Origin of the sequence: Pantoea eucalypti (assembly GCF_009646115.1) — a bacterium.
Taxonomy (GTDB): Bacteria; Pseudomonadota; Gammaproteobacteria; order Enterobacterales; family Enterobacteriaceae; genus Pantoea; species Pantoea eucalypti.
Genome location: NZ_CP045720.1, coordinates 2,259,770 through 2,279,099, shown reverse-complemented (window position 1 = coordinate 2,279,099; position 19,330 = coordinate 2,259,770). Strand labels below are relative to the sequence as shown.

General features: G+C 53.0%; 19 protein-coding genes and 3 tRNA genes. 11 read left to right on the top strand and 11 right to left on the bottom strand.

What is annotated here, in order from left to right; all coding sequences use genetic code 11:
- Window positions 1-17: 17 nt before the first annotated feature.
- Window positions 18-422, bottom strand: coding sequence for a hypothetical protein (locus EE896_RS10590; RefSeq protein ID WP_140915611.1), 405 nt, complete (start codon window positions 420-422; stop codon window positions 18-20).
- Between the two features lie 388 nt (window positions 423-810).
- Here EE896_RS10590 and sufA point away from each other — a divergent pair, with 388 nt between their 5' ends.
- From sufA to EE896_RS10555, 7 genes are read left to right on the top strand one after another with little or no spacing between them, the layout of a single operon-like run.
- Window positions 811-1,185 (top strand): Fe-S cluster assembly scaffold SufA, encoded by a 375-nt coding sequence (gene sufA, locus EE896_RS10585; protein ID WP_003853229.1) that lies wholly within the window; start codon window positions 811-813, stop codon window positions 1,183-1,185.
- 7 nt (window positions 1,186-1,192) lie between these two features.
- Entirely contained in the window at window positions 1,193-2,686 is a 1,494-nt protein-coding gene (sufB, locus tag EE896_RS10580) for a Fe-S cluster assembly protein SufB (protein WP_003853227.1), read from the top strand.
- A 42-nt stretch (window positions 2,687-2,728) separates the two neighbouring features.
- Entirely contained in the window at window positions 2,729-3,475 is a 747-nt protein-coding gene (sufC, locus tag EE896_RS10575) for a Fe-S cluster assembly ATPase SufC (protein WP_003853225.1), read from the top strand.
- Window positions 3,450-4,730: a Fe-S cluster assembly protein SufD gene (gene sufD / locus EE896_RS10570; protein WP_039660351.1), complete on the top strand. Its 1,281-nt coding sequence runs from the start codon at window positions 3,450-3,452 to the stop codon at window positions 4,728-4,730. Before sufC ends, sufD begins: the two co-directional genes overlap by 26 nt.
- Window positions 4,730-5,953 (top strand): cysteine desulfurase SufS, encoded by a 1,224-nt coding sequence (gene sufS / locus EE896_RS10565; protein ID WP_039660498.1) that lies wholly within the window; start codon window positions 4,730-4,732, stop codon window positions 5,951-5,953. The genes sufD and sufS overlap by 1 nt, the downstream gene beginning before the upstream one ends.
- Window positions 5,954-5,974: 21 nt before the next feature.
- Window positions 5,975-6,391, top strand: coding sequence for a cysteine desulfuration protein SufE (gene sufE / locus EE896_RS10560; RefSeq protein ID WP_003853221.1), 417 nt, complete (start codon window positions 5,975-5,977; stop codon window positions 6,389-6,391).
- A gap of 55 nt (window positions 6,392-6,446) precedes the next feature.
- Complete coding sequence (locus EE896_RS10555; RefSeq protein WP_039660350.1) at window positions 6,447-7,472, top strand: L,D-transpeptidase family protein; 1,026 nt, start codon at window positions 6,447-6,449, stop codon at window positions 7,470-7,472.
- 79 nt (window positions 7,473-7,551) lie between these two features.
- Here the strand turns inward: EE896_RS10555 and EE896_RS10550 are convergent, their stop codons facing one another.
- The 6 genes from EE896_RS10550 to EE896_RS10525 form a co-directional block, all read right to left on the bottom strand.
- Window positions 7,552-7,788, bottom strand: a complete 237-nt coding sequence (locus EE896_RS10550) for a major outer membrane lipoprotein (protein ID WP_003853216.1) — start codon at window positions 7,786-7,788, stop codon at window positions 7,552-7,554.
- A gap of 303 nt (window positions 7,789-8,091) precedes the next feature.
- On the bottom strand, window positions 8,092-9,504 hold the full coding sequence (gene pykF / locus EE896_RS10545; RefSeq protein ID WP_003853214.1) for a pyruvate kinase PykF: 1,413 nt from the start codon (window positions 9,502-9,504) through the stop codon (window positions 8,092-8,094).
- 345 nt (window positions 9,505-9,849) lie between these two features.
- Window positions 9,850-9,926 (bottom strand) — tRNA-Val (locus EE896_RS10540).
- Window positions 9,927-9,937: 11 nt separating this feature from the next.
- A tRNA-Val gene (locus EE896_RS10535) sits at window positions 9,938-10,014 on the bottom strand.
- 3 nt (window positions 10,015-10,017) lie between these two features.
- Window positions 10,018-10,094, bottom strand: a tRNA-Val gene (locus EE896_RS10530).
- A 152-nt stretch (window positions 10,095-10,246) separates the two neighbouring features.
- On the bottom strand, window positions 10,247-11,620 hold the full coding sequence (locus tag EE896_RS10525; RefSeq protein WP_003850300.1) for an MATE family efflux transporter: 1,374 nt from the start codon (window positions 11,618-11,620) through the stop codon (window positions 10,247-10,249).
- A gap of 203 nt (window positions 11,621-11,823) precedes the next feature.
- Here EE896_RS10525 and EE896_RS10520 point away from each other — a divergent pair, with 203 nt between their 5' ends.
- Window positions 11,824-12,483, top strand: coding sequence for a riboflavin synthase (locus EE896_RS10520; RefSeq protein ID WP_039660346.1), 660 nt, complete (start codon window positions 11,824-11,826; stop codon window positions 12,481-12,483).
- Window positions 12,484-12,703: 220 nt separating this feature from the next.
- On the opposite strand, the gene cfa is transcribed toward EE896_RS10520, so the two are convergent.
- Both cfa and punC read right to left on the bottom strand, forming a co-directional pair.
- Window positions 12,704-13,852 carry a cyclopropane fatty acyl phospholipid synthase gene (gene cfa / locus EE896_RS10515; RefSeq protein ID WP_140915568.1) on the bottom strand — a complete coding sequence of 383 codons (1,149 nt, stop codon included), beginning with the start codon at window positions 13,850-13,852 and terminating at the stop codon, window positions 12,704-12,706.
- Window positions 13,853-14,161: 309 nt separating this feature from the next.
- Window positions 14,162-15,364, bottom strand: coding sequence for a purine nucleoside transporter PunC (gene punC / locus EE896_RS10510; protein WP_140915569.1), 1,203 nt, complete (start codon window positions 15,362-15,364; stop codon window positions 14,162-14,164).
- 107 nt (window positions 15,365-15,471) lie between these two features.
- Between punC and punR the strand changes: the two genes are divergently transcribed.
- Window positions 15,472-16,377, top strand: coding sequence for a DNA-binding transcriptional activator PunR (gene punR / locus EE896_RS10505; RefSeq protein ID WP_003850292.1), 906 nt, complete (start codon window positions 15,472-15,474; stop codon window positions 16,375-16,377).
- Here punR and purR read toward each other — a convergent pair.
- Entirely contained in the window at window positions 16,374-17,399 is a 1,026-nt protein-coding gene (gene purR, locus EE896_RS10500; protein WP_003850290.1) for an HTH-type transcriptional repressor PurR, read from the bottom strand. The two genes, punR and purR, sit on opposite strands and share 4 nt — an antisense overlap.
- Window positions 17,400-17,680: 281 nt before the next feature.
- Here purR and cydH point away from each other — a divergent pair, with 281 nt between their 5' ends.
- Complete coding sequence (cydH, locus tag EE896_RS10495) at window positions 17,681-17,770, top strand: cytochrome bd-I oxidase subunit CydH (RefSeq protein ID WP_010245592.1); 90 nt, start codon at window positions 17,681-17,683, stop codon at window positions 17,768-17,770.
- Between the two features lie 43 nt (window positions 17,771-17,813).
- On the opposite strand, the gene EE896_RS10490 is transcribed toward cydH, so the two are convergent.
- Window positions 17,814-18,623 carry a C40 family peptidase gene (locus EE896_RS10490; protein ID WP_033743298.1) on the bottom strand — a complete coding sequence of 270 codons (810 nt, stop codon included), beginning with the start codon at window positions 18,621-18,623 and terminating at the stop codon, window positions 17,814-17,816.
- Between the two features lie 364 nt (window positions 18,624-18,987).
- On the opposite strand from EE896_RS10490, the gene EE896_RS10485 reads away from it, so the two are divergent.
- Window positions 18,988-19,323 carry a Grx4 family monothiol glutaredoxin gene (locus tag EE896_RS10485; RefSeq protein ID WP_170933470.1) on the top strand — a complete coding sequence of 112 codons (336 nt, stop codon included), beginning with the start codon at window positions 18,988-18,990 and terminating at the stop codon, window positions 19,321-19,323.
- Window positions 19,324-19,330: the final 7 nt, after the last annotated feature.

The following is a 19,330-nucleotide window of genomic DNA, read 5'->3' as shown; positions in this document are numbered from 1 at the left end:
GTCACGCCGTGGCTGGATTAGAATATCCAGCCTGCGTGACGCATAAAGTCACTTTGCAGCACGGTGGCTTTGTTCCATTCTCCGACCATGGCCAGTTGATGGCAGAGTCGGGTCAGGGACAATCGCGCCAGTTGATAAGCCTGAAGGCGAAACAGGCGATCGCGATCGTTGTTTCCCATCTCCTGCAGCAGTCGGTGATGCAGTTTACCCATGGCGTGCAGGTAACTCTGATCGTCACCGTTCATCTGGCAGATTTCTGCCATATCCTGACAGGCATCATTGAACTGACGTAGCTGATGGATCGTGCAGTCGGCCCGGTCAAGTTTTGCCTGTGCCATATAAAAGTCGATGGTGATATCCCGCATCGAAAACTGGTATTCGTCGATTTTATGCTGCAGCCAGGCTGAGACAGAAAGGGTCATCGCGTCGCCCTGAATGTTAATGATAATAATTATCATATTCATCCCGGCCGTGATTGCAACGGGTGAGCAGAAAAATTTATCGATTTATCCTGCCTGTCGGTATAATCGGAAATAACAATCTGTTTACATCAAAGAAAGGCGTAACCTATCAATAAGCACTTTGATCAAAAATGGTTTTTTTAAAAAGAGTGATTTATTAATAGGTTATCACCCGCTTATTGACGCTGATTCTCTTACCGCAGGGTGAGCGGGAGCAGCTATGCTTAATAAATAAGCAGATAAAACAGCACTAGATGATTATCCCTGCAAAACAAGAGGTTGAAGTGATTGTACAGATCACTACCATAGGGGGATAGCCTGAAAAGGTCCGGACTCAAGAGGTATCAACATGGCATCCGTTAATACAGACTCTTTCTCACCCGACGATTTTGTCTGGAAAGGGTTGACGCTGACTGAAACCGCAGCACAACAAATTCTCAATCTGGCGGCTCAGGATCCTGAAGTCAAGGGTCTGCGGCTTGGCGTGAAACAATCCGGTTGCGCCGGGTTTGGCTACGTCATGGATCTGGTTAAAGAGCCTGTCGAAGACGATTTGCAGTTCTCATTCCACGGCGCAACGCTGTTTGTGCCGCTTCAGGCGATGCCATTCGTTGATGGCACCGAGCTGGATTACGTTCGCGAAGGCCTGAATCAGATTTTTAAATTCAATAACCCTAAAGCTCAGCACGCCTGCGGGTGCGGTGAAAGCTTTGGCGTCGAGTAAGTGAAATATGTCACGACACAGCGAAACATCTGACGATGTACAAATCTGGGAAGGCAAGCTCAACTATAAAGAGGGCTTCTTTACCCAACTGCAGACCGAAGAATTTGCCAACGGCATCAATGAAGATGTGGTGAGGGCGATCTCGGCCAAGCGTAACGAGCCAGAGTGGATGCTGGAGTTTCGTCTAAAGGCTTTTCGTGCCTGGCTTGAAATGGAAGAGCCACACTGGCTGAAAGCCCACTACGAAAAACTCGACTACCAGGATTACAGCTACTACTCCGCGCCCTCCTGCGGCAACTGCGATGACAGCTGTGCTTCCGAGCCGGGTGCCATGCAGGCTTCAGGCAGCGCGCCAGCCAGCGACTATCTGACGCAGGAAGTGGAAAATGCGTTTAATCAGCTGGGTGTACCGGTACGTGAAGGCCGTGAAGTGGCGGTTGACGCCATTTTCGACTCCGTGTCGGTCGCGACCACCTATCGTGGCAAGCTGGCGGAGCAGGGGATTATCTTCTGTTCATTCGGCGAAGCCATTCAGGAACATCCTGAGCTGGTGAAGCAGTACCTCGGCACGGTGGTTCCGGCGAATGATAACTTCTTTGCTGCGCTGAACTCAGCGGTCGCCTCAGACGGCACCTTCGTCTACATCCCGAAAGGGGTGCGTTGCCCGATGGAGCTGTCGACCTATTTCCGTATTAACGCGGCGAAAACCGGTCAGTTCGAGCGCACCATCCTCATTGCCGATGAAGACAGCTACGTCAGCTACATTGAAGGCTGTTCCGCGCCAGTACGTGATACTTACCAGCTGCACGCGGCCGTGGTGGAAGTGATTATCCATAAAAATGCTGAAGTGAAATATTCGACCGTTCAGAACTGGTTCCCTGGCGGCGAAGGTGAGGGCGGTATCCTTAACTTCGTGACCAAGCGTGCGCTGTGTGAAGGTGACCACAGCAAAATGTCCTGGACGCAGTCTGAAACCGGTTCTGCTATCACCTGGAAGTATCCGAGCTGCATTCTGCGCGGGGACTACTCGGTAGGCGAATTCTATTCAGTGGCATTGACCAGCGGTCGTCAGCAGGCCGACACCGGCACCAAGATGATCCACATTGGTAAAAACACCAAATCGACCATTATCTCTAAGGGGATCTCGGCCGGTAAAAGTCAGAACACCTATCGCGGGCTGGTGAAGATCATGCCAACCGCCACCAATGCCCGTAACTTTACGCAGTGTGACTCGATGCTGATCGGTCCGGATTGCGGTGCGCATACTTTCCCGTATGTCGAAACCCGCAACAATACCGCCCAGCTGGAGCATGAAGCTACTACCTCACGTATCGGCGAAGATCAGATGTTCTACTGTCTGCAACGCGGTATCAGTGAAGAAGATGCCATCTCAATGATCGTGAACGGCTTCTGTAAAGACGTATTCTCGGAGCTGCCACTGGAATTTGCCGTGGAAGCCCAGAAATTGTTAGCCATCAGCCTTGAGCACAGTGTGGGCTGATGCCGTCACACGCCTTGCCGGAAGCAATGTGAAGGAATAAGAATGTTAAGCATTAAAGATTTGCAGGTCAGTGTTGAAGATAAAGCCATTCTGCGTGGCCTGAATCTCGAAATTAAACCAGGCGAAGTGCATGCCATCATGGGCCCGAACGGCTCAGGTAAAAGTACGCTGTCGGCTACGCTGGCAGGCCGCGAAGATTATGAAGTCACGGGCGGTTCGGTGACCTTCAAAGGCAAAGATTTGCTGGAACTGGCGCCTGAAGAGCGTGCCGGTGAAGGTATCTTTATGGCCTTCCAGTATCCGGTCGAAATTCCAGGCGTCAGCAACCAGTTTTTCCTGCAAACCTCGGTCAACGCGGTGCGCAAATATCGTCAGCAGGAAGAGCTGGATCGCTTCGATTTCCAGGACTTCATTGAAGAGAAAATTCAGCTGCTGAAGATGCCGGAAGATTTGCTGACCCGTTCAGTTAACGTCGGCTTCTCCGGTGGTGAGAAGAAGCGTAACGATATTCTGCAGATGGCGGCGCTGGAGCCGGAACTCTGCATCCTGGATGAGACCGACTCCGGTCTGGATATTGATGCCCTGAAAATTGTTGCGAATGGCGTGAACAGCCTGCGCGACGAGAAGCGCGCCTTTATCATCGTGACGCACTACCAGCGTATTCTGGACTACATCAAGCCAGACTTCGTTCATGTGCTGTATCAGGGCAAAATCGTGAAATCTGGCGACTTCTCGCTGGTGAAACAGCTGGAGGAGCAAGGTTATGGCTGGCTTACCGACGAAGAGTGATTCTGTGCTGCAACAGTGGCATCACCTGTTTGAATCACGCGGCGACGTGCGTTCTCTGCAGGCTCAGCAGCACTGGCAGCAACTGATGCGCGTTGGCCTGCCAACCCGCAAGCATGAAAACTGGAAGTACACGCCGCTGGATACGCTGCTGTCTCAGCAGTTTGTGCTGCCCGATGCGCCTCAGACCCTGAGCGCTGAACAGGTTGATGCGCTGGCACTGCCGCTGGATGCGATCCGTCTGGTGTATGTTGACGGTCAGTTTCAGCCTGAATTCAGCAGCCGCGACGTCGAACTGTTCGAGGTTCAGCACAGCATGGCCGCTGAGCGTCCTCCGCTCCCCGCTGCGGTTCAGCCGGAAATTTTCCTGCATCTGACAGAAAGTCTGGCGGAAGAGGTGACGACCCTGCGTCTGGCACGCGGTAAATCCGCTGCGCGTCCGATCTACCTGCTGCATATCACCAGCGGCCAGCAGACGGGCATGAATACGGTTCACTATCGTCATCATCTGCAGCTTGAAGAGAGTGCAGAAGCGGAAGTCATTGAGCACTACGTTTCCCTGGATGAGCGCGCCCATTTCACTGGCACGCGCTTTACCTTTGCGGTCGGCGACAATGCAAAGCTGACCCACACTAAGCTGGCCTTTGAAAGCAGTGCCAGCTACCACTTCGCGCACAACGATCTGGTTATTGGTAACGATGGCCAGGTCAGCAGCACCAGCTTCCTGCTGGGTGCCGGCCTGTCGCGTCACAACACCAGTACGCAGCTGAACGGCGAAAATACCACGCTGGCGATTAACAGCCTGGTGCTGCCGGTGAAACAGGAAGTGGCGGACACCCGCACCTACCTGGAGCACAATAAAGGCCACTGTATGAGCCGCCAGATGCATAAAACCATCGTGCGTGATAAAGGCCGTGCGGTGTTTAATGGTCACATCAAAGTGGCTCAGCATGCGCTGAAGACCGACGGGCAGATGACCAACAATAACCTGTTGCTGGGCAAACTTTCTGAAGTTGATACCAAACCGCAGCTGGAAATTTATGCGGATGACGTGAAATGCAGTCACGGTGCCACCATTGGTCGCATCGATGATGAGCAGATGTTCTACCTGCGTTCGCGCGGTATTGAACAGGATGCGGCGCAGACCATGATCATTCATGCATTTGCCGCAGAACTGACAGAAACGCTGGAAAACAGTGTGATGCGTCAGGCCGTGCTGCAGCGTATTGCTGAACGCTTTCCCGGAGGCGACGTATGATGAACTTCGATCTCGAACGCATCAGGGCTGATTTTCCTATCCTGAAGCGTGAGGTCAACGGTCATCCGCTGGCCTATCTTGACAGTGCAGCCAGCGCACAGCGTCCACTCTCGGTGATTAACGCCGAGAGTCATTTCTACCAGCATGGCTATGCGGCCGTGCATCGCGGCATTCATACGCTGAGCCAGCAGGCAACCAGCGACATGGAGAATGTGCGCGAACAGGCTGCCCGTTTCATCAATGCGCAGTCGCAGGAAGAGATCGTCTTTGTCAAAGGCACCACCGAAGGTATCAATCTGGTGGCGAACACCTGGGGTAGCAGTAACCTCCAGGCGGGCGACAACCTGATCATCACCGAGATGGAGCATCACGCCAATATCGTTCCCTGGCAAATGCTGGCACAGCGTACGGGCGCAGAAGTGCGCGTGCTGCCATTAAATGACAATGGTGAGCTGGCGCTGGAGCATCTGGCGGGTCTGATTGACAGCCGCACCCGGTTACTGGCCGTCACGCACGTTTCAAACGTACTCGGCACCGTTAACCCGGTTAAGGCGATCGTAGCCCAGGCCAAAGCTGCCGGCGTCGTCACGCTGGTGGATGGCGCACAGGCGGTGATGCATGACAAGGTCGACATGCAGGATATCGGCTGCGACTTCTATGTCTTCTCCAGCCATAAACTCTATGGTCCAAACGGCGTCGGGATTCTTTACGGCCGCAAAGCGCTGCTGGATGAGATGCCACCGTGGGAAGGCGGCGGTTCGATGATCGGTCAGGTCATGCTGCCCACCGGCACCACCTGGAACAGTGCGCCGTGGCGTTTTGAAGCGGGTACGCCGAATACCGGCGGTATCATCGGCTTTGGTGCGGCACTGGACTATGTACAGGCGCTGGGGCTGGACACCATTCATCAGCGTGAAACTGCACTGATGAACTACGCGCTCGATAAGCTGGGCACCGTACCCGATATTCAGATTTACGGCCCGCAGTCACGTGCCGGTGTGATTGCCTTTAATCTGGGTAAACATCACGCCTACGACGTCGGCAGCTTCCTGGATCAATATGGTATTGCGATTCGCACCGGACATCACTGTGCGATGCCGCTGATGCAGCACTACAATGTTCCGGCGATGTGCCGTGCCTCCTTCACCTTCTATAACAGTGAAGAGGAAGTGGATCGTCTGGCTGCCGGTCTGACGCGCATTCATCGTCTGCTGGGCGGCTGAACAGTTTTAACGGAGTGAGTGATGGCGACTTTGCCTGAAAAAGAGAAACTGGTTCGCAACTTTAATCGTTGCGCCAACTGGGAAGAGAAGTACCTCTACATTATCGAACTGGGTTCAAAGCTTCCGGAATCTTCTGAAACCTTACACCAGCCGGAAAACGTGATTTCGGGTTGTCAGAGTCAGGTGTGGATCAGAATGACCCCGCAGGAAGATGGTTCGATTGCGTTTGAAGGCGACAGCGATGCCGCTATCGTTAAAGGACTGATTGCTATCGTATTTAGTCTTTATCAGAACCTTCAGCCCGCCGACATTCTGGCGCTGGATGTGCGCCACTGGTTTGGCGAACTGGCCCTGATGCAGCACCTGACGCCCACCCGGTCGCAGGGGCTGGAGGCGATGATTCGGTCTATTCGCCATACCGCTCAGAACCTCAGCTAAGTTACACTCCACAGACGCCATCCGGCGTCTGTTTTTTATCTGACGAGAAAATTGCATGAAACCTGCTTTACGTTTAGCCGGTGCATTGCTGCTGACCTGTTTTGGGCTCTCTGCACCCGCGTTCGCCACCGAATATCCGCTGCCACCGCCTGACAGTCGCCTGATTGGCGAGAACGTCCTGACACAGGTTCCCGATGATAAACAACCCCTGGAATCGATCGCGTCCCGTTACCAGGTCGGCCTGCTGGGTCTGCTGGAGGCAAATCCCGGAACCGATCCCTGGCTGCCCAAAGCGGGCACCCAGCTGACGGTGCCGCTGCAGATGATCCTGCCCGATACGCCGCGCGAAGGGATTGTGGTGAATCTCGCCGAGCTTCGCCTCTACTACTATCCCAAAGGGGAAGATAAAGTCATCGTCTATCCCATCGGCATTGGCCAACTGGGCGCAGCAACACCCGTCATGGTGACGCAAATCAGCCAGAAAATCCCGAATCCTACCTGGACGCCCACTCCGAACATCCGCAAGCGTTACGCCAAAGAGGGCATTACGCTACCCGGCGTGGTCCCGGCCGGACCGGATAACCCGATGGGACAGTTTGCCATGCGTCTGGCGCGCGGCACTGGCCAGTACCTGATCCACGGCACCAATGCGAAGTTTGGCATCGGCATGCGCGTCAGTTCAGGCTGCATCCGCCTGCGCTCAGAGGATATTGAAGCGCTGTTTAACGCGGCGCCAAAAGGCACGCGTGTTCAGATCATCAATCAGCCGGTGAAGTACGCCGTGGAGCCGGATGGGAAACGCTACGTGGAAGTACACCAGCCGCTATCCCATAGCGACAAAGACGATCCCCAGACCATGCCGATTGCGATCACCGGTGACCTGAAGAAGTTTATGAAAAGTGAGAAGAGTGATAGCGCGCTGATTAAAGCCAGCTTAACGCGCCGCTCAGGCATGCCTGTGCTGGTGAGCAGTGGAGAGCCGGTACAGAGTGACACCGTGCTGCCTGCGGGGCTGGAGAGTGCCTCTGCGAGCGCGGAGAATCCGGTTTCACAGACTGAAGGTAAAGCGGTTCAACCCTGAAGCAACACGTACCCGAAAGGGTGCTGAATTCAGGCAAAAAAAATGGCGCCATAAAGGCGCCATTTTTAAACCAGAACTCTTACTTACGGTAAGAGTGAGCCTGGTTGTCCAGACGCTGGTTAGCGCGAGCTGCGTCATCTTTAGCAGCCTGAACGTCTGAACGCACTGCGTTCACGTCGTTGCTCAGCTGGTCAACTTTAGCGTTCAGAGTCTGAACGTCTGAAGACAGCTGGTCGATTTTAGCGTTGCTTGAGCAACCAGCCAGCATAGTTGAAGCCAGAACTACCGCGCCCAGTACCAGTTTAGTACGATTCATTATTTATACCCTCTAGATTGAGTTAATCTCCATGTAGCGTTACAAGTATTACACAAAGCTTTTTAAGTTGAGAATAAATTTTTGATGAGAAGATGCTTAAATTTGATCGTTCGCTCAAAGAAGCAGCGGATCACAGAATATGATAAAAAAATTAAGGGAAAACAGAGAGATTTAATCGGATTAACCTTAATATTAAGAGTATTTGAATAGTTATTTTCGATTGGAATTTTCTGGTATTTGGTTTAGGTAGAAATAAAAAAAGCGCCTGACTCAGGCGCTTCAAAATAATGGCTTAAGAAAGTTTTACAGGACGTGAACGGAAGCGGTGTTGGTAGTTCCGCTTGGTACTAATGCACCGGACACCAGAACCACGACATCACCTTTCTGGCCAAAGCCACTTTCCAGCGCCGCTTCTTTACCCAGACGATAGAAATCGTCGGTTGATGCGATCTCAGTCACCAGACGCGTCTCAATGCCTTTACTCAGGATCAGCTGACGTGCAGTGGTCGGATTGGTAGTCAGCGCCAGGATAGTTGCGTTCGGGAAATATTTACGTACAGATTTCGCCGACTTACCGCCTTCGGTAGCCACCACAATCAGAGGCGCTTCCAGCTTCTCAGCGGTCTCAACAGCACCACGGCAGACGGCTTCTGTGATACGCATTTTGCGGTTATCACTCTGGCTGTCGATGCGTGACTTCATCACACGGTCGGTACGTTCGCAGATGGTCGCCATAATGGTGACTGACTCCAGCGGATAACGGCCTTTGGCGCTCTCACCTGACAGCATGACAGCATCAGTCCCATCAAGGATGGCGTTGGCGACGTCACCGGCTTCTGCGCGGGTAGGGCGCGGGTTCTTGATCATGGAATCAAGCATCTGGGTGGCTGTGATAACCACTTTGCGTGCTTTATTACATTTTTTGATCATCATCTTCTGCGCGAAGATCACTTCTTCAACCGGGATCTCAACGCCCAGGTCGCCACGTGCAACCATGATGCCGTCTGACGCTTCGAGGATTTCGTCGAAGTTATTCAGGCCTTCCTGGTTTTCAATTTTGGAGATGATCTGGATGTGTTCGCCACCGTTCTGTTTCAGGTGCTCACGAATTTCCAGCACGTCTGAACGTTTACGGATGAAAGAGGCAGCGACAAAGTCAACGCCCTGCTCACAACCAAAAATCAGATCGCGCTTATCTTTTTCAGCCAGAGCGGGCAGCTGGATAGAAACACCTGGCAGGTTAACGCCTTTGTTCTCGCCCAGATCGCCATTGTTCAGGACTTTACACACCACGGTATTTTCAGTGACTTCGGTGACTTCCATGCCGATCAGGCCATCATCGACCAGCACTGTGTTGCCGATTTTCAGGTCAGCCGTGAAGCCTGGATAGGTAACTGCAACGCGTTCGCTGTTACCGATCACGCTCTGATCAGTCGTAAAGGTAAATGTCTGGCCGGCTTTCAACGCTGCATCGTTACCGCCTTCCAGCTTCATGGTGCGGATTTCAGGGCCTTTGGTATCCAGCAGGATCGCGGCCTGACGACCGGTTTTTTGCATAACGGCACGCATATTGGTGATGCGCTGACCATGTTCGGCATAGTCGCCGTGCGAGAAGTTAAGACGCATGACATTCATGCCAGCTTCGAGGAGCTGAGTCAGCATCTCTTCGGATTCGGTTTTCGGGCCGATTGTACAAACGATTTTAGTCTTTTTCATGACGGATTTTCTGTAAGTTGTGATGGATGAATAAGGGCGGAATTCGATGGCAGCGCATCGAAGTGAAATTTCTGATTGAGACTGAAAAGGGCAGTACTGAGTAAGAATAGGTGACGAAGGCCAGGCGTGCAGGGAAGTTGTGCGGTTACGGTTGGTAACCACCACGCTGTTGTTGCGCAAATCATTTGAGTTATCGCAGTAAGCACGTGATCGCTGAAACCTTTCAAGTAAGCAACGCGGGACAGTATAGACGCTAAGTATGCGAAAACCAATCAAAAAGCAGAGGGGAGAAGCGATGCAGATCAATAAAAGGAGGCGTTGCGCAAACTGAAGGAATTCTGAAAGTGGTGCGCTCTAATGGACTCGAACCATCGACCCCCACCATGTCAAGGTGGTGCTCTAACCAACTGAGCTAAGAGCGCATACTAAATATTGGTGCGTCCGAGTGGACTCGAACCACCGACCCCCACCATGTCAAGGTGGTGCTCTAACCAACTGAGCTACGGACGCACTTGGTGCGCTCTAATGGACTCGAACCATCGACCCCCACCATGTCAAGGTGGTGCTCTAACCAACTGAGCTAAGAGCGCAACATGCTGTCAGGGCGACAGCGGGGACGAATATTAACGGCAGTGTGTAAGCCTGGCAAGGGGAAAATAGTTTTTTCGCCATGACTGAGCAGCAACTGTGCTAACCGTCGTTTTTTTCGACATTGCGGGCCACGAATGACCCGCGTTTAAAGCTATCGTGCTGCACGTGTCAGGATGATGTCCGCCGGTAACTGCTGCAACCGTCTGATACGCCAGAGCATCATCAGCGCCGCTGAAGTCAGACCGATAATAAAACCGCACCAGAAACCCGCCGGACCCATCCGCGGCACAATCCAGTCGGTCAGTGCCAGCAGGTAGCCCGCGGGCAGTCCCAGCAGCCAGTAAGCAATAAAGGTAATAAAGAAAATCGACCGCGTATCTTTATAGCCGCGCAGGATCCCGCTGCCAATCACCTGAATCGAGTCCGAAAACTGATAAATGGCCGCCAGCAGCATCAGCTGTGCCGCCAGTGTCACCACCTCGGGATTATCGTTATAGAGCAGGGCGATCTGATGACGAAACGTGACGGTAAAAATCGCGGTCAGCGCGGCCATGCTGATGCCCACACCCTGAGCGGTCCAGGCCGCGACCCGTGCCTGCTCGGTGGACCCCTGACCCAGACGATAACCGACGCGAATGGTGGTCGCGACACCCAGCGACAGCGGCAACACAAACATCAGTGAACTGAAGTTCAGCGCAATCTGGTGACCCGCCACATTGACGATACCCAGTGGCGAGACCAGCAGAGCAACAACGGCAAACAAGGTGACCTCAAAAAAGAGTGCCAATGCCACTGGCAATCCCAGCGTCATCAGGCGGCTCAGAATCGGACGCGAAGGAGGCGACCAGCGGCTCTCAAGCCGGATATCACGCATGCTGCCCATCCGGCGCACCCAGAAGCGCATACAGATAAACATCACCCAGTAAACAGAGGCGGTCGCTACACCACAGCCGACACCACCCAGGGCAGGCATGCCGAAGTGCCCATAAATAAAGACATAGTTGAGCGGGATGTTGAACATCAAGCCCAGAAAGCCCAGCACCATGCCGGGTTTGGTTTTCGACAGCCCCTCGCACTGGTTGCGCAGCACCTGGAAGAAGAGGTAGCCAGGCGCGCCAAACAGCAGGGCATGAAGATAGCCTTCTGCTTTCAGCGCCAGCGCAGGATCGATGTCATGCATCGCCCGGATGAGATAGCCTGCATGCCATAACAGCACCATAATCAGCAGCGAGACGAAGAAAGCGAGCCAGTATCCCTGGCGAATCTGTTCGCCGATGCGTTCGCGGCGACCTGAACCGTTGAGTTGCGCAACGGTGGGCGTCAATGCAAGCAGAAGACCATGACCAAACAGGATGGCCGGAAGCCAGACAGAGGTGCCGACAGCAACGGCGGCCATATCCGTGGCGCTGACTGCACCGGCCATAATGGTATCCACAAATCCCATTGCGGTTTGCGCCACCTGAGCAAGGATGACTGGAATCGCAAGGGCCAGCAATTGACGCGCTTCTGTTAAATACTTCTGCACGTTAACACCTGACTTGTTGAAAGAATTAAAAGGGCAGAAAAGCCCAGGAAATTGCGCGGGCTAGTGTAACTGGCGCAATAGCATTCGCCAATCTTTGTCACACAATGCGTTTTACGCCGTCATTAAATAGAGGGCGTCGGCTGAAATCTAACACCTGACCTGAGCTGTGATAAACTAGCGCAAACTTCGCAGAGGCAAAGACTATGTTTACCGGTATTGTGCAGGGCACCGCAGAAATCGTGTCCATTGAAGAGAAAGAACTGTTTCGTACCCACACTGTCCGACTGCCGGAAGCGCTTTTACCGGGTCTGGCGCTGGGCGCATCTGTCGCGCACAACGGTTGCTGTTTAACCGTGACGGCAATTGACGGCGACTGGGTCAGTTTTGATTTAATTAAAGAGACCTTGCGGGTAACTAACCTGGGTGATTTACGTCAGGGTGATGTGGTCAATATTGAGCGTGCAGCCCGATTCAGCGATGAAATAGGCGGTCATCTGATGTCAGGTCATATTATGACCACCGCTGAGATCTGCAAGATTATCCAGTCAGAACATAACCGCGAAGTCTGGTTTAAAATCCAGGACCCGACGCAGATGAAATATATTCTGCATAAAGGTTTTGTCGGCATCGACGGTATCAGCCTGACAGTCGGCGATGTGACGAAGACCAAATTCTGCGTCTATCTGATCCCGGAAACGCTGGAGCGCACCACGCTGGGCGCGAAGACGTTTGGCGATCGGGTTAATATTGAGATCGATCCACACACGCAGGCAATCGTAGAGACCGTTGAGCGGGTATTAGCACAGCGCGATGCCGCGGCAGCGATGAGCATGCTGACCGGCCAGACTGACGCCGAGAGCTAATAAGCGTCAAAGATTGCTGGGGAGCCCATCCGGGTGAATCTGGCAGCGATATAATAGCCTGAAGCACAGGGAACACAGTCAGAAGAGGAAAGCGTCCCCCGCCACGGATAACGGGTTTGTCTCTTTCAAATCTTTCTGTGTTCCTGTGCTGTTACACGCTCAAAACTGAACAGGCCCCTTTTTAAAGCCTTTAGCGCGGCAGCATCTTCTTAACATGACCCTACCGCGCCACCCGTAATCCGCCCTCAACACCGCGACTGAACACAATCTGCCACAGCTGAATATCACGCGCCCGGAAGGCACCGGCACAGGCATTGAGATAATAAGAGAACATCCGCTTAAAGCGTTCACCATATTTATCAGCCAGTTCTGGCCAGGCCTGCACAAAGCGTTCATGCCAGGCCATCATTGTTTTGTCGTAATCAGCACCAAAGTTATGCCAGTCTTCCAGAATAAAGTGGGGCTCGCTGGCATCCGCTACATGACGCACTGACGGCAGACAACCATTGGGGAAGATATATTTATCGATCCAGGGATCGACGCTCATATCGGTCTTAATTGCACCAATAGTGTGAAGCAGGAAAATACCGTCAGGTTTTAAATTACGATCGACCACATCAAAATAGGTGGCGTAATTTTTTGGCCCGACATGTTCGAACATTCCCACTGAAACAATACGATCAAACTGCTCATTCAGATCGCGATAATCCTGCAACAGAATTGTGACGTCTAATCCGTTACAGCGCTGCTGCGCCAGTTTTTGCTGTTCGGCGGAAATCGTCACGCCATGCACTTTGACGCCGTAATGACGTGCAGCAAATTCCGCGAGTCCGCCCCAGCCACAGCCAATATCCAGCAGCGACATCCCGGGTTCCAGCGCTAATTTCCGGCAGATCATATCCAGCTTGGCTTCCTGTGCTGTCGCCAGCGTCGTGGCCTCTTTCCAGTAGCCACAGGAATATTGCATATAAGGATCAAGCATCAGTGAAAAAAGATCGTTGCCGAGATCGTAATGTTCTTTACCGACAATCCAGGCCCGTTTTTTTGATTGCAGATTCGTTAAGCGAGCGGCGGCAATGCGCAACGTATCTTTAAAGTGGTGAGGCAATTGCTGATCGAGTTTATGTTTAAGTACGTGGTGAAAGAACATATCCAGCCGGTCACACTCCCACCATCCATCCATATAGCTCTCACCGAGCCCAAGTGAACCCTCCTGCAGAACACGTTTAAAAAAACCTGGATGCGTAACATGAATATCCCATGGACGTGAACCATTGATTTCGACATCCGCTGATTCCAGCAGTTCATGAACGATGCGATACCAATGGTTCTCTTCCGGGCTCACTACTTCAGCATAAGATGAACTCATAGCTTTTCCACCACCTGTCCAATCTGAACCTGAACAAAGAGTAGCCAATTTCGTCAGGCATTGAGAAACGTTACGGATGACTCCGCACACCGGTTATTGTGTGATACAGAGGACTGGAATAGCCTGCAGCTGGACGGGCAAGATGAGAATAACGCGCGCGAATACCGTCCCGGCAACAGGGTGCCAATCAGATTATTACGTTATTATATTGTTGATTTATTACAGATTTGTTGACCCGAATGAGTATATTCTCACGCGGGTCAATATTCAATGACTTATTGTTAGGATGCTAACTAAGAAGTCAGTGTGTCAGTGATTATCCTGGCAGGCAGGTTGCGCTGAGGCAACAACACTTTGTGCGCTGGCGGCACGCTGCATGGCGAAGCCGAACAGCGCGAGCACAATGGTCGCCGTCATCGTGAGTGTGGTGGTAAACAGCGCCTGAGTTAATCCGGCTGATACTGCCAGGCTTGCGGCGAAGCACAGACCTAACTGCAGTGTGTTCTGCAATGCGGCCGCTTTGCCGGTAGCATTCGGGAAGGGCATTAATGCACTGGAGACCACAATCGGATAGATCGCGCCGTTCGCCAGCGCCATGCCGCAGAATGGAACCATCAGGCTAACCAGCGTGCTGTTGCCGGCAAGCGCAACAGCAAACAGCGCCAGAATGCTCAGGCTGTAGATACCCAGTAACCAGGGCAGCAACTGTGAACCGTTAAAGCGGTTGAGCAGGGCGCGACAGCCGAAGCCACCTATTAAAAAGGCGAGGGTCTGTGGCACATAACTCAGGCCGATGTCGGCAGGCGAGAGACCCAAATCTGCCAGAATAAACGGCGAACCCGTCAGCCAGGCAAAGAAGCTGGCAGAACAGGCAGAGTAAATCAGCACGTTGCCGCTATAAACCCGCGATTTGAGCAGGGTAAAGAAACCCGGCTGTGCCTTTTTTTCACCTGCGACTTTGCGAACAGTGGGCAGACGCAACGTGGTCAGAATCAGCGCTACCGCAATCAGGGTCAGCACCAGGAAGATTGAACGCCAGTGGAAATGACCAATCAGCCAGGCGCCCAGCAACGGGGCCAGTGCCGGAGAGAGTGCAACCAGCGGCATAATGGTGGCAAAGACTTTGTTGGCACGTGCGGCAGGGTAGCGATCCACGACCAGTGCCTGCCAGCTAACAGCAGCAGCACAGACGCCAATCGCCTGAACAAAACGCAGCGCCAGCATCAGATAGATATCATTGACCCACAGCATGCCTGCACAACCGACCCCAAACATGGCCAGCCCGGTCAGCAGCACAGGTTTACGGCCGATGCGATCGGAGATGGGTCCCCAGAAGAGCTGACCCACAGCGAAGCCTCCCAGAAAGAGACTCATACTGGCGCTGATCAGGCCGGGTGAGGTGTTAAACGTTTGCTGCATCGCGCCGAAGGCGGGCAGGTACATATCGGTGGCTAAAAAGCCGAGCATGCTCAGCAGGGCAAGGTAAGGCATAAATCCTTTATTCGACAACATCTCATTCTCATTTTTGCAGGATAAACGCGGCAGAGTGTAAAAGGTGCGTTTGCTGCTGTGAAACGGTAATATTTGCCGCTTGCTGTTAAAAATTTTGAAGGCAGATTATGTGGTCAGAATATGCATTAGAAGTGGTTGACGCAGTCGCCCGTGGCGGCAGCTTTAGCGCTGCTGCGCAGGAGTTACATCGGGTGCCCTCTGCCATCAGTTACACGGTGCGGCAGCTGGAGAGCTGGCTGGCGGTGCCGCTGTTTGAGCGTCAGCACCGTGAAGTGGTACTGACTCCGGCAGGCGAGCATTTTGTCCGTGAAGGGCGCAGCGTCATCAAAAAAATGCTAGCCACACGACGACAGTGTCAGCAGCTGGCCAACGGCTGGCGCGGTCAGCTCAGCATCGCGGTTGACCGTATCGCTAAACCTCAGCGCACCCGGCAACTGGTTAAAGATTTCTATCGCCATTTCCCCGACATGGAGCTGATCATCAGTTATGAAGTTTTTAACGGCGTCTGGGATGCGCTGGCCGATGGCCGGGTAGAAGTGGCCATTGGGGCCACCCAGGCGATTCCGGTGGGCGGACGTTTTGCGTTTCGCGATATGGGCACACTCAACTGGCGCTGCGTGGTCGCGCCCGATCATCCCCTGACGCAGGCGAGCCAGATCGATGACGACACGCTGCGTAGCTGGCCGTCACTGGTGCTGGAAGATACTTCACGCGCACTGCCGCGCCGAATGACATGGACGCTGGATAACCAGCGCAGGCTGGTGGTGCCGGAATGGCAAACCGGGCTGGAGTGCGTGCAGGCGGGATTGTGTGTGGCGATGGTGCCCGGTCATCTTGCCAGGCCACTGCTCGACAGCGGCGATCTGGTTGAACTGACTCTGCCGGTGGCGTTTCCGGACAGTCCCTGCTGTGTCAGCTGGGCTGAGGATCGCGCATCACCGGCGACTGGCTGGTTGCTCAGCTACCTGGGTGATGCGCAAACGCTTAATCAGGAGTGGTTAAGCGAGGATTAACGGCGATAGTCGCGGAATGGACCGTCGGCCACCGAGCGGCGCTCAATCAGCGTAGGGTGTACTTCAATCGTCTGTGACACTTCACGCTTACTGGTGATGCGGTCCAGCAGCATATCCAGCGCTTTTTCACCTAACTGAGCTTTAGGCTGATGCACGGTGGTCAGGGCCGGTGCGAAATAGCGGGCGTTGCGCACATTATCATAACCGATCACCGAAATATCCTGCGGTACGCGCAAACCCATTTCGTCGGCGGCGCAAATTGCACCCATTGCCATGATATCACCACCGCAGAACACCGCCGTCGGGCGCTGTTTCTGTGACAGGATCTGCTGCATCGCCTGATAGCCCGACTCCGGCTCAAAGTCACCCTGGACAATCCACTCGGCGCGCGGCTGAATGCTGGCTTCTTCCAGCGCCTTCAGGAAACCGGCATGACGTCCGCCACCGGTATTACGCTCCATCTGACCGGGGATAGCACCAATGTCGCGGTGACCGCGTTCAATCAGATAGCGTCCTGCCAGATAGCCGCCCTGGAACGCGTTATCCAGAACCGTGTCGGTGAAGTCGGCGCGCGATTCGCCCCAGTCCATTACCACCATCGGGATGTTACGGTTCTCTTCCAGCATCTGCAGCAGGTCGTCTGGATATTCTGAGCACATCACCAGCAGACCATCGACACGCTTCTGCGCCATCATGCTGAGATAGGCGCGCTGTTTTTGCAGATCGTTATGCGAATTCCCCAGAATCAGCGTATAGCCTTTGTCAAAACAGTGATTCTCAATCGCTTCAATAATCTCTGCGAAATAGGGGGCTTCGCTGGAGGTCGCCAGCAGGCCCAGCGTTCTGGTGTGATTCACTTTCAGGCTGCGCGCCACGGCGCTTGGCGAATAGTGCAGTTCTTTTATCGCCTGCCAGACCGCGTTACGCGTCTCTTCTGCGACAAAGCGGGTTTTATTGATGACGTGCGAAACCGTCGTCGTTGAGACGCCAGCGCGTTTCGCCACATCTTTAATTGTTGCCATGAAAATCGGACTCCAGTGCTTATCTAACTCTATGATAAGCGTAGTGTTAAACGTTTGCGTCTGCTCAGGGTTTTTTCCGCAAAAATGCCGCGTTTTTGGCCGGTTTACAGGCCGCTGGCGAAAATAAAACGCCTGAAAACCGGCGCAAACGGAATCAGGATTGCGCGCGTTGCGCAACAAAGGCGGGATTCTAACAAGGCTGAACGGATAAAACGAGATTTTTACCGGGCCCTGTGGGAAAATGCGATATCCCCACAAATTGTGTGACTAAGGAGCAAACAATGAGTACCGATCTTAAACTGGCTTTAATGACGACTGCGGGCTGTCTGCTGATGATTGTAGCCTTTAGTTTTACCGCCATTCTGCACTAAAAAAAAGCCGGGAATCTCCCGGCTTTTTACGACTGTTTTCTGGTTAGCGTATGGTTTTCGGCGTCATCACACGACGGGCACCAATGTAATGACGCTGCCAGTAATCTTCCCCTAATGCGCTAATCTGAATGTCTTTTCCGGTACGCGGTGACTGGATAAACTTGCCATCTCCCAGGTACACGCCAACGTGATCCGCTGTACCGCGACCATTAATACGGAAGAAGACCAGATCGCCTTTCTCCAGCGACTCACGCTTGATGGGTGCGGCGTCACGCAGGTGATACATCTCATTAGCGGTACGCGGAATCTTAAACTTCACCAGATCTTTATAGGCGTACCAGACCAGGCCGCTGCAATCGAAGCCGGTATGCGGCGAAGTGCCGCCCCACTGGTAGGGTTTACCCAGCTGGCCCATCAGTTTGGTCATCGCGGTTTCGCGAGCCTTCTGATAACGCTGACGGTGGGATTTGCTCATTTTAATCGTGCCCGGCTCGCTGGTGGTGACCTCAGCGGTTTTTAGCAGGCGCTGATGGCCATAGCGTTTCTTCTCTTTGTTCTTTTGCAGGCTTTTGCTTATACGGGCGGTTTTAAGCGAGGTCTTCTTAGCAGGCGTCTGTTTGGCAGTGAGTTCGACTTTTTTCTGTTTTTTCGTTTTAAGTTTTTGAACAGGGCTGAGGCGAGTCTTTTTCGTCACCGTTTTTACCTGGCGACGTTTGCGGCGTTCATCGTCGCGCGCACTCTTTTTTTCTGCTTTATGCGTACTGACGTTCACCGGCGTGTGCGGTGAAGCAGCAGCGACGTTGAAAAACAGTTGCGCAATGGCCAGCATGAAAAGCGTAATGATTAAACGCATAGTCCGTTGATTAGTTAAGTTGTCAGGGCCACTACGCACCGCGACAAAGTTGAGATTAATCTGATCCAGGATCAGGGCCCAGGCCATTCTAGTCCAGTTCGTTTAAAAACTGTAATGCCTTTTAATATTAATCTGTGCAACCCACGTAATCGCGCTGAAAATGAACATTTTCAGCGTCTTATATCAGCGAAATTATTACGAATTATTAAACTGTTACCCGCTGTTAATAATCAGAGGGTCGTGCATCCCGCTGCAGGACTTAACAATGATGGCGGTATAATCGGTAGCGGACAAAATCTCGTTTTCAGTCACGCTGCGAAGTCGCTACAATAAACAAACACGAAGTCACGATTTAAGGAAGGCAATTATGAGTACTGTAGAAAAAATTCAGCGCCAGATCGCAGAAAATCCGATCCTGCTGTACATGAAAGGTTCCCCGAAACTGCCTAGCTGCGGTTTCTCTGCACAGGCGGTACAGGCGCTGTCAGCCTGTGGTGAGCGTTTTGCTTACGTGGATATTCTGCAGAACCCGGACATTCGTGCCGAGATGCCGAAATTCGCTAACTGGCCAACCTTCCCGCAGCTGTGGGTTGATGGCGAGCTGGTCGGTGGCTGCGACATCATCGTTGAGATGTTACAGCGTGGTGAACTGCAGACGCTGATCAAAGAGACTGCAGAAAAATTTAAAGAAGCAGAATAAAAAAAGG